Below are 9643 nucleotides of genomic sequence, written 5' to 3' on the forward strand. Positions count from 1 at the left end.
CCCTACGGGCCTTCGGCCCTCCGTTCGCGCCTGACCTTCGGTCAGGCGGCGGACCCGCTCCGCGTGTCCGTGACCTGACCTTCGGTCAGGTCGGCCCGGCTCCGCTCGGGCCGGGCACCACTCCGCTTCGCTCCATGGTGCCGGTGGGCTGATGCTCGTTCACATGGTTGAGCTGGGACTTTGGTTGAACTCGCGACGGGCTGACTAGGGGGAGGGGTGGGCATCGGGGGCGCGTGCGGGTCGGCTTCACTCCTCTCAGGGAGGTCTAGACCGGGGTCCAGACCGGCATTTTCGGCCCCGGGTGAGGTTGGGGTGCGCTACCCTCGGAGGGTGAGCAACGGTGACCAGTGTATCAGTTGGCATCTGTCAGGGAACCTTGCCGGATTCGGGGTCCGTCCTCGGCGCTTCCGGGATTTCCCGGTTTTTTTCCGGGCTGACTGATAGGCTACCGGAAGCCGCCCGCACATTGGCTTTGATTCCCGTCCGTTCTGGCCTCTCGGCCCGGCCGGTGAATGTATCAGAAGCGCACTGTCAGCAGTTCTTGTCAGATCCCGGTCCGGCCTGGGGCATTCGAGGGGAGAACATTTCTGTGAGCGTGGAGACTTTCCTGGCGGAGGATCAGGGGCCCGAGGAGATCACGCTTCGCCATCACCAGGTGGAGGCGCTGGAGGCGATCGTGCGGGGCCTGACGCTGCGTCCGGGGCAGAGTGCGCCGGCGGGGTTGCGGGTGACCGCGCAGATGGCCACGGGGTCGGGCAAGTCGTTCGTGGGGGCGGCGGCCGGGCAGAAGCTGGCGCCCCGCGGCGTGGTCCTGGTGGTGGTGCCCACGCTGGACCTGCTGGTGCAGATGATCGGGGAGTGGCGCCGGGGTGGCCGGGCGGGGGAGATGCACGCGGTGTGCTCGCTGGCCGCGGGCGAGCTGCCGTTCGGGACGCAGGCGAGCACCGGGCGGCGGATGATCGGGTGGTGGATCGAGCAGGCCGCGCGCAAGCGCCGGCCGCTGACCCTGTTCGCCACCTACGCCTCGGCCGGGGCGCTGAAGGACACCTACGAGTACTACGCCGAACGCGGCCAGGAGCTCCCGCCGCTGGACCTGATGGTCTGCGACGAGGCGCACCGGTCCTCCGGGCACGCGGAGAAGAAATGGACGGTCGTTCACGACAACGAGGCGATCCCGGCGAGGCGGCGGCTCTACATGACGGCGACGCCGCGGATCTGGGCGCCGCCGAAGGCCCGCGCGCGGCAGCGTGAGGGGGCGCACCAGCCGCTGCCGGAGGAGTTGGCGGTGTCGATGGACGATCAGCAGGTCTACGGGCGTCAGGTGGTGTCCCTGGGCCTGGCGGAGGCGATCGACCGCAAGCTGTTGGCGCCGTTCGAGGTGGTGGTGCTGGAGCTGCGGGACCCGGGCGCGGACCGGACGGCGGCGGAGCGGCAGCCGGTGCCGTGGGGGCCGGGGGTGGGTGAGGCCGAGGACGGCGAGGACGACCAGGTGCCGGCCGAGCGGATCGCGGCCATCCAGGCCGGGCTGGCCAAGACGATCGTGGAGCGGAGGCTGAGGCGGGTCATCACGTTCCACAACCGGACGATCGAGGCCAGGTATTTCTCGGAGACGCTGAACCAGGCCGTTGACCGGCTGCACGCCGAGAATCCCGCGAAGTACCCGGAGGAGTTCTGGGCGCAGTGGCTTTCCGGTGAGCACGAGGTGGATTTCCGCAAGGAGACCATCCGGGACTTCGGAACGGCCGAGGAGGACGAGGGCCTGGCGCACGCCGTGCTCTCGAACTGCCGAGTTCTTGGCGAGGGTGTCGATATTCCGAATGCGGACGCGGTTCTTCTCCAGGGCCGGGGCAGCATGGTGGATATCGTCCAGGCCATCGGCCGGGCCCTACGCATGAAGCCGGGCGAGGGAAAGACCGCGAGTCTGATCGTGCCGGTCTTCCTGCAGCCCGGAGAGGAGCCCGGGGACATTCTGGAGTCGGACTCGTACGGGCCGCTGGTCAAGATCCTCAGCGCGATCCGCAGCCACGACGCGCGGGTGGTCGAGTCCCTGGCCGTGCCCCAGAAGTCGGGCAAGCGGACCACCGGGCGCAGCGCCGAGGCGCAGGTCGCGCCGGGTGTGAGTGAGGGTTCGCCGTCGTTCTCGCTGCCGGTGCGGTTCCAGTCGCCGGTCGGCTCGGACGTGCTGGCGCTGTTCATCTCGACTCGCGTGCTGACGGGTGAGAATCAGCTCTGGCGTGAGGGGATCGGGCACTGCCGGAATTGGTTCGAGGAGACCGGCGGACTGGATGTTCCGTGGTCCACGCGGGTCGGTGAGAACGAGAATTTTCGGCTCGGAGAATGGCTGGCACAGCGCCGGGTGGAATTCGCGAACGGCGAATTGGCACGCCACCGGGTCGACATGCTCGACGCGCTGGGCATGATCTGGTCCGTGTCGGACGCGCGGTTCGACGCCGGCCTCGACTGGGCGCGGGTCTGGGCGAAGGAGCACGGCGGGTCCCTGGCGGCGCCGGCGCGGGCGGCCGTGGGCGGGTACGCGATCGGGGCCTGGCTCGCCGGCCTTCGGGCGGCAGCCGAGGTGCCCGAGGGCGAGCCGGGGGCGCTGAATGCGGAGCGGCGGGCGGCGCTGGAGGAGATCGACCCGTGGTGGTGCCCGCGGTGGCCGATCGTCTGGCAACGCTCCTACGCGGTGGCCCGGCAGTGGTGGCTGGAGTCGGACGGCCGGGTCGACTGGGCGCAGCTGCCGGTGGAGACCGAGTTCGAGGGCGAGACGCTCGGCCGGTGGGTGCGGGCGCAGCGGGCCGGGTGGGCCGAGCTCGACCAGGAGCAGCAGGACCTGCTGACGGCGCTCGGCATCGAGGAGGACCAGGAGCTCGCCGCCGCGCGGACGCTGGCCGCGGCGAAGCCGAAGGTCTCCCGGGTGGACCGGTTCCAGCAGGGCCTGGCGGCGCTCGCCGCCTTCGTCGAGCGCGAGGGGCACGTCCGGGTGCCGCGCACCCACAAGGAGAACGGGGTGTCCCTCGGGTCCTGGCTGAACAACCAGCGCGCCCGCCGGGACAAGCTCACCGCGGAGCAGCTCGGGCAGTTGGAGGCCCTCGGCGTGGCCTGGTAGGAACGCCCGGCCGGGGTGGTGCCGTGGCCGGCGGCACGCCGCCGTGGCCCCGAGAAGGCACAGGAAGGCCGCCACCCTTCGGGGTGGCGGCCTTCCTGCATTACCTGGATGGCTAGGGCTCGTTCTGCGGGTGGCGGAACTTCACTGTCCGGCGCACCCCCGGCGCAGGTCGTGGTCTTCGTCCTGGAGCTGGCGGACAAACTGCTGCTCCCAGGCCGCCGGCGAGATGACCGTGCCGGTGACGATGCCTCCGGGCACGATCAGGGTGACCTTGGTCTTGGCCTCGATGTCCTCGTGCTCGGCGCCCAGGCGCACCAGCTCCAGGTACGGGTCGGGGTGGGCGTCCCGGTCGATCAGGACCCGCAGGACCGACTGGGCTGCTTCTCGTACCCTCACCGGGTCCTCCTCGTGCTGCTGGGCCTGCGGGAAGGGTGCCCGTCCAGACAGGCCTGGACTCGCGCCGACGGTCAGCCTTCCACGGTAGGGCCTGACGTTCAGCAGGAATGACGATTTGTCACATTCGGCCCCGCTTCCATCGTGGGGTGAGGCCATCTGGCATGGTAGGGGCGTCCGAGTAGCCGCACGTGCGGTGAAATCAACGGACGACGAGAGGTTCTGGGATGACAACATCCACAGCAGCGCAGGCCGCGGTCGACGTCGCCACGGCGCGCCCCGAGACGACGAGGGTCATCGTCGTCATCCAGCAGAAGGGCGGATCGGGCAAGACCACGATCGCCATCAACACTGCGGCGTGCAGCGGGCGCAGCGCGGTCCAGTCGGACGGTGCGTCGCCCGTCGTCGCGGCCGGCACTGACGTCCAGGGCAGCCTGGAGAAGTGGTGCTCGGCTGTCCGCGAGGATGCTCTGCCCTTCGACTATGTGGTCACCCGCGGCAAGGTGGGCATCCTGTCGGAGCTCGTGAAGGATCCGTCGCGGCGCAGGTTTATCGTCGACACCCCCGGCTTCATGGACGTCGACCCGGATACCGAGTGGGGCGAGGATCCGCTCGGGCAGAGCCCGGTGGCCGATGCCCTGCGCGAGGTCCTGGAGTTGGCCGACCTTGCCATCGTGCCAATCACTCCGAGCATGATCACGTGGGACGAGGCGGAGTTCACGATCGAGCGTGTGCTGAAGCCCAGGTCGATCCCCTTCCTGGTCGTGATCAACATGCACGACCCGGGTAAGGACAAGTTCGAGACGCAGCTCAACAAGGTGAAGTCGTGGGTCGACGAGCGGAACTACCCGCGCGTCTCGGACCCGATCCGCCGGTACACCATCCACGAGCACGCCTACGAGAACGGCGCGGTCGTCACCGAGTACAAGATGAGCGGCACCGCGCTGAACGCCCGCGAGGACTTCATGCGCGTTGCCCTGACGATGGAGCAGATGCTCTGATGGGACAGCAGATTGGCTCTCAGGGGCCGGGCAAGCCCGGGACGGCGGTCGCGCTGGCCCGCGCGATCAACAGCCTGCCGACCAAGCAGCTCGCCGAGACCCCGGTCCTGATCGCCCAGGAGCGGGAGCTGCTGGTGAAGTGCGAGGCCGCGCTGGAGAACCTGCGGGTCGCGTACTGGGCGGCGGGCAAGGCCTTGGAGGCGATCCGGGGAGGCCGGCTTTATCGGGTGAGCCACGGCACGTTCGAGGCGTACTGCCTGGAACAGTGGGACATCACCCCGCAGTACGCGGGGAAGTTGATCCGATCGTGGCGGGTCGCGGAGAAGGTGTTCGATTCCCTGGGGCAGAAATCGAACGGCCTGGAAACAATTGTTTCTAAGCGACTGGGCTACGGGCAGGCGTGGGAGCTGGTCGCCCTGTCCGAGGAACACAACGTCGATGCCGCCGCGCTGCTCTACATCGCCCTGATTCAGCTCAAGGGCATGGCCGTCACCGCCGCGATGGTGGCCGGCGCGGCCAAGGCCCTGCCCCCGGAGGCGGTCGGCAAGAAGAAGGCCACCGAGGAGGCCGTGGTCTCCTACCTGGCGAGCCTGGAGGGCAAGAAGGAGCTCACCAACTCCCCGGCGGCCGACCCGTTCGCGGCGCTGCGCCGGGTCACCAAGAAGCTGGACGCCGACACCGTCCAGGCCGCATTGAAGCGCGATCCCGACGGCACGCGCGCGATGGTCCGCGACCTGATCGAGGCGCTGTCGTCGTCGGTAGGGATCGAGGTGGAGATCAAGGCCGCTTCCCCGGAGTCGGCGGCGGCCTAACCGGCAGCAACCCCGAAGACGAGAAGGCCCACACCCTGGCGGGGTGTGGGCCTTCTCGTCTTCGACGGGGCAGGCTGCTGACCGATCGGCAGGCGAGGACGGCGGCGGGCCGCCCCCATCTCCATTGGGGACGGCCCGCCGTCATGCTGTCAGGCCCGGTGGACGCGGGAGCCGGTGACGATGCCACCCGGCTCCGCGTGGAGCGCGGCGGCCTCGGCCGAGTCGAGCAGCGCGTCACCGGAGCTGCTGGCCGGGGTGATGCCGGGGCGCTACTGGACGACGGGGCGGCGGATGTGGTGGTGGACCACCTCGACGCTGGTGTCGTGGATGCGCAGGTACTCGGCCACGGACTCGGCGATCGCGACCGAGCGGTGCCGGCCGCCCCGGCAGGCGATGGTGACGTGCACCGGGCGCCGACGCCGGTTGGCGTAGCTGTAGACGATCGCCTTGGCCGACTCGGCGATGCGCTCGACCTCCGGTATCACGCCGGGGGTCTGGAGCACGTGGTCGCGGACGACGTCGTCCAGGCCGGTCAGCTCCCGCAGCCGCGGATCGTGGTGCGGGTTGCGGAAGCGGCGGTCGCCGACGTTGAAGACCAGGCCGTCGTGCGCGGCGATCAGCTCCAGCGCCTCGTCGTGCAGGGTGCCGATCGAGTGGACGACAACCTGGACCAGGCCGCCGTCCCCGGCGTTCGGGTTGCTTTCCATGTACCCGTCCTTCCTTGCCAGTTGAGATGCTTCATAGGGGCTTGTGGTGTTTCACGTTTCACGTTTGCGCCGGACGAGCAGGCCCTTCGCCGGCGCTCCACCGGTACGGGCGGGATGGGCTACTGCTGGGCGAGGTGGGCGAGGGCGCGGGTGATCAGGGGCCGGTGGGCGGCGTACAGGGTGCGCCCGGCGGCCGCGATGGCGGCCTCGAGCTCGGCGAGCGTGCCCGCCGGGTACCAGGTGGCGTCCAGGGCGTCGTCGGCGGCCGTCGCGGTGACGGTGGCGGGCAGAACGTACAGGGCGGAGGTGCTCGCCACCCAGGCGTGGTCCGACTGGCGCCAGTCGTCCACCAGGCCCGTGCCGAGGATGACCGGCTGGTGGCCCCTCAGGTCCACTCCGGTCTCCTCGTGCAACTCCCGCACGAGTGCCTGGGGCGCGGTCTCCCCCGCGTCCACCATCCCACCCGGGATGGCCTCCACCCCGATGTCGTCCCGGGTGATCAGCAGGATCCGCCGGTCCACGCCGGCGCCCGCGATCACGATCGGGTCGGCCGCCGCGTTCTCACCCCACCTGCCCAGGTTCCTGCCGGAGCGGCCGGTGCGCCCGGCGGGGTGGAGCGGCCAGCCCCGGTGGTCGAGTTCGAACGGGACCAGGGCGTCGGCCCGGCGCTGGTCCCAGTTGGTCACGTCGGCCGGGGTGGCCGCGCCCTCGGCCCACGCCGGCACCTCGGCCGCCAGCGCCTGCGGCAGCAGCTCCGGCGGCGTGACGTCCAGCGGCGCGTACTGCGGCCAGCTCACGGCCCAGTCGCGCAGGCCGGCGGGGACGACCTCCACCCGGTCCCCCGTCCCCTCGCCGCCGTCGGCGGCCGCGGTGGGCAGCGAGATGCGGGAGGCGTGCAGGACACCGGCGAAGCCCTCGTCGGCCAGGCCGGGCAGGCCGGCGGTGATCTGCTCGTGCAGGGTGCGGACCACGTCCTCGGACACCCGGCGGTCGCGGGCGGTGTTTCGGGCCAGCGCGACGTCCAGCGGGGTGTCCAGGACGAGCGCGTAGGCCGGGATCTCGTGTCGCTGGGCCCGGACGACGAGCTCCGCGCGGTGGGCCGTCTCGGCGGACGTGGCGTCGATGACGGTCGGACGGCGAAGCCCGAGGCGGGAGTCGAGCAGGGCGTGCAGGATCGTCCAGACGAGGCCGTTCACGGCCTCGGCCTGGCACGCCCGGTCGCCGCTGGCCAGGCCCCGCAGGTGGTCGGCGTTCAGGACGTCGTCAGGGTCGAAGGCGCCGGCGAAGGTGGACTTGCCGGTGCCGGGGGCGCCGATGAGGGCGATGAGGCACGGGTCCGGCAGGCCGAGAGCGGCCAGGGTGCGGGCGGTGGCGGTGGTGGTGGTCATGATGTCCCTTCCGATCCGGTGTGGTGGTGCGGGCCGTTGGGCAGGCCCGCGAGCGCGGCGACGGTGGCGCCGTCGAGGTGGTGCCGGTCCATCAGGGCGGCGGCCACGGTAGTGACCGCCTCCCAGTGCTGGTCGAGGAGGGCGTCGGCGAGGTCGTGCACGATGCGGTAGTCCTGCCGCTCGTCGTCGCCGAAGCCGATGTGCGGGTTGAGCTTGAGCAGCTCTCGCCGGTCGCCCCGGGCGCCGATCTCGACGGCCACCGCCCGGCCGGGGGTCCACAGCCCCGACTCCCGCAGCCACCTGTCCGCGGCCCGCTCCCCGGCGCCGGCGAACGCGGCGTAGGCACGGCCGTCGGTGAGGCCGCAGCCCTCGACGGCGCCGTCGACATCCAGGTCGTCCGGCATCAGGCGGGCCCGGTGGAGGTGACCGCCGGCGGCGAGCACGGCCACCGCGTGGCCCGCCTCGTGCACCGCGTTCATCAGCTTGTGCTGCTGCTGGGTGAGGCCCTCCAGCAGCTCCTCGGCGGTGGTGACCTCCCGGCGGGGCGCGCGGCTGCGGGTCGGGTAGACGACACCGCCCAGGGTGCAGTTGGTGTGCCAGTCGATCATCACGGTGGTGCTGTTCACTGCCTGGTCCTCCTCTCGACTCGGGGCAAGGAGGGCGGGGCGGCCGTCGGCGCTGGCGGCGGGACGGCCGCCCCGCACTGCGTGTTGGGTCAGCTCCGGCCCCAGCGGCGGCGCCGCTGCTCGTCGCGGGCCTGCTCCTCCGCCTCGCGGCGCATGTGCTGGCCCGCCGTCTCCGGGGATCCGTCGGGGTTGCGGTTGAGGCCGTGCAGGTCGCCGCCCTTGGCGTACGCGTAGGCGTCGCCGAACTCGCCGGCGAGCGCGGCGCGGTGCTCCGCCCGGTGGTCGCGACGCCCGCCGCGGCCGCCGGTCAGGTCCAGCGGAGCCTCGCGGCGGGACGCCTCGACGGCGGCACTGTGCCGCGCCTGGGCGGCGTCGAGCGCGTCGGGCTTGTTGCGGTTGAAGAATCCCATGGTGGTTCCTCTCGGGTGGCGGCCGGGCCCTGGACGGGCTCGGCCTGATGGGTGGGCGGGTGCTCTGTCAGGCGTGGCGGGCCTGGCTGATCGCGGCCTGGAGTCGGGCCTCGGTCGCGGCGGGGTCGGTCGGCTCCCTCAGCAGGTGGTCGACCAGGCGCTGGGCGTCGGCGGTGTCGCCGCGCCGGACGGCCGTGAATGCTCAGACGCGGTGCGGTGTGGTGGTGCCGGGCTGATCAGCGACGCGCGAGCACAGACGGGGCGGCGCGCCGACGGCGGCGGACAGCTGCGCCGGCAGGTCGGAAGGCTCGCCGATGCGGCGCAGCGCCTCGGCGAGGGTGGTGTCCCAGTCGCCTTCGAAGCACAGTCCGCGGTCGTCGATGTAGATCGCCCCGCCGAGTTTCTTGTTCGTCACCAGGACGGGGTCGCCGCGCCAGTAGGCGCGGTCGGGGTCGTCGTCGACGATGGCGTCGAAGCCGTGGCGGATCAGCCAGGCCGCGACGGCGGGGTGGTAACGACGGTGCCGGGCCGTCACCACGAAAACCGAACGACGGGCCTGGAGGACGCGCAGGGCTTCGAGGGCGCCGGGGATCGGGGCGCCGTAGATGCGGCCGTCCTGCCAACCGTCCCGATGAGCCACGAGGGTGAGGTCGAAGTCGACGCCGACAGCGTGGCTGGCGGGGGAGTCGGGGTCGAGCGGGACAACGGTCAAGAGGCTCTCCTCTGGTTGGGTGATGGGTTCGGAGCAGAAGCGGCCGTGCCGCCACGCCTTGGTCTTGTCGTGGGCGTGGGTGCCGGCGGGCCAGGGCTCGGCGCCGCCCTTGGTGAGCTGGCGGGGCCGGCCCTGGGCGGGCGGGGAGTCGATCACGGTGGTGAGCGAGCGGGAGAGGCGCGCGTCCAGCAGGAGGGTCTGGACCTGATCGGCGACCGGCGTCGCGGACTGGTCGGTGGCGGGGTGGTGGTGGGCCGGTCCGGGTGCTGCGCCGAGCCGTTCGGCGCGGCACCCGGGCGGGCGCGGGGTCAGCTGCGGCCGGGCGGGAGTGCCTTGGCGGCGGGCGCGGGGTCGGCCTGGCGGTGCTGGAGGGCGAGCCAGGCCCCGGCGGCGGTCATCAGCCGGCCGTCGCCGAGGGCGTCGAGCGGGGCGGTGTCGATGTCGTGCATCAGCTCGGCCGGGTCGAGCGGGCGCGTGAAGGCGAC

General features: G+C 71.7%; 9 protein-coding genes. 3 read left to right on the plus strand and 6 right to left on the minus strand.

The genetic code is table 11. The annotated features are described in order from the left end of the window. Window positions 1-589: 589 nt before the first annotated feature. Window positions 590-3109 (plus strand): Helicase associated domain protein, encoded by a 2520-nt coding sequence (locus ACFVUY_RS42925; protein ID WP_387695913.1) that lies wholly within the window; start codon window positions 590-592, stop codon window positions 3107-3109. Between the two features lie 141 nt (window positions 3110-3250). Here ACFVUY_RS42925 and ACFVUY_RS42930 read toward each other — a convergent pair whose 3' ends face one another. Continuing rightward, the gene (locus ACFVUY_RS42930) at window positions 3251-3505 is read right to left on the minus strand and encodes a hypothetical protein (protein WP_387695915.1); all 255 of its coding nucleotides are present in this window, start codon (window positions 3503-3505) and stop codon (window positions 3251-3253) included. A gap of 224 nt (window positions 3506-3729) precedes the next feature. On the opposite strand from ACFVUY_RS42930, the gene ACFVUY_RS42935 reads away from it, so the two are divergent. Continuing rightward, the gene (locus ACFVUY_RS42935) at window positions 3730-4503 is read left to right on the plus strand and encodes a ParA family protein (protein WP_387695916.1); all 774 of its coding nucleotides are present in this window, start codon (window positions 3730-3732) and stop codon (window positions 4501-4503) included. Further along, window positions 4503-5315 carry a hypothetical protein gene (locus ACFVUY_RS42940; RefSeq protein WP_387695917.1) on the plus strand — a complete coding sequence of 271 codons (813 nt, stop codon included), beginning with the start codon at window positions 4503-4505 and terminating at the stop codon, window positions 5313-5315. Before ACFVUY_RS42935 ends, ACFVUY_RS42940 begins: the two co-directional genes overlap by 1 nt. A 269-nt stretch (window positions 5316-5584) precedes the next feature. Here ACFVUY_RS42940 and ACFVUY_RS42945 read toward each other — a convergent pair whose 3' ends face one another. The 5 genes from ACFVUY_RS42945 to ACFVUY_RS42965 all read right to left on the minus strand — a co-directional run bounded on the left by ACFVUY_RS42945 (window position 5585) and on the right by ACFVUY_RS42965 (window position 9314). After that, window positions 5585-6022 (minus strand): hypothetical protein, encoded by a 438-nt coding sequence (locus ACFVUY_RS42945; protein ID WP_387695918.1) that lies wholly within the window; start codon window positions 6020-6022, stop codon window positions 5585-5587. 119 nt (window positions 6023-6141) lie between these two features. After that, window positions 6142-7410 carry an AAA family ATPase gene (locus ACFVUY_RS42950; protein WP_387695919.1) on the minus strand — a complete coding sequence of 423 codons (1269 nt, stop codon included), beginning with the start codon at window positions 7408-7410 and terminating at the stop codon, window positions 6142-6144. Continuing rightward, a complete protein-coding gene (locus ACFVUY_RS42955; RefSeq protein ID WP_387695920.1) occupies window positions 7407-8036 on the minus strand; it encodes a hypothetical protein in 630 nt (209 codons plus the stop codon). The genes ACFVUY_RS42950 and ACFVUY_RS42955 overlap by 4 nt, the downstream gene beginning before the upstream one ends. 89 nt (window positions 8037-8125) lie before the next feature. After that, entirely contained in the window at window positions 8126-8446 is a 321-nt protein-coding gene (locus tag ACFVUY_RS42960; protein WP_387695921.1) for a hypothetical protein, read from the minus strand. Between the two features lie 202 nt (window positions 8447-8648). Further along, on the minus strand, window positions 8649-9314 hold the full coding sequence (locus ACFVUY_RS42965; RefSeq protein WP_387695923.1) for a hypothetical protein: 666 nt from the start codon (window positions 9312-9314) through the stop codon (window positions 8649-8651). Window positions 9315-9643: the final 329 nt, after the last annotated feature.

The sequence above is a fragment of the Kitasatospora sp. NPDC058063 genome, assembly GCF_042885395.1.
Taxonomy (GTDB): domain Bacteria; phylum Actinomycetota; class Actinomycetes; order Streptomycetales; family Streptomycetaceae; genus Kitasatospora; species Kitasatospora lactacystinica.

Bases quoted from the DNA above. Each gene is read 5' to 3' on its own strand.
- ACFVUY_RS42950 (WP_387695919.1), bottom strand. From the start codon at position 7,410: ATGACCACCACCACCGCCACCGCCCGCACCCTGGCCGCTCTCGGCCTG.
- ACFVUY_RS42940 (WP_387695917.1), top strand. From the start codon at position 4,503: ATGGGACAGCAGATTGGCTCTCAGGGGCCGGGCAAGCCCGGGACGGCG.
- ACFVUY_RS42935 (WP_387695916.1), top strand. From the start codon at position 3,730: ATGACAACATCCACAGCAGCGCAGGCCGCGGTCGACGTCGCCACGGCG.
- ACFVUY_RS42960 (WP_387695921.1), bottom strand. From the start codon at position 8,446: ATGGGATTCTTCAACCGCAACAAGCCCGACGCGCTCGACGCCGCCCAG.
- ACFVUY_RS42945 (WP_387695918.1), bottom strand. From the start codon at position 6,022: ATGGAAAGCAACCCGAACGCCGGGGACGGCGGCCTGGTCCAGGTTGTC.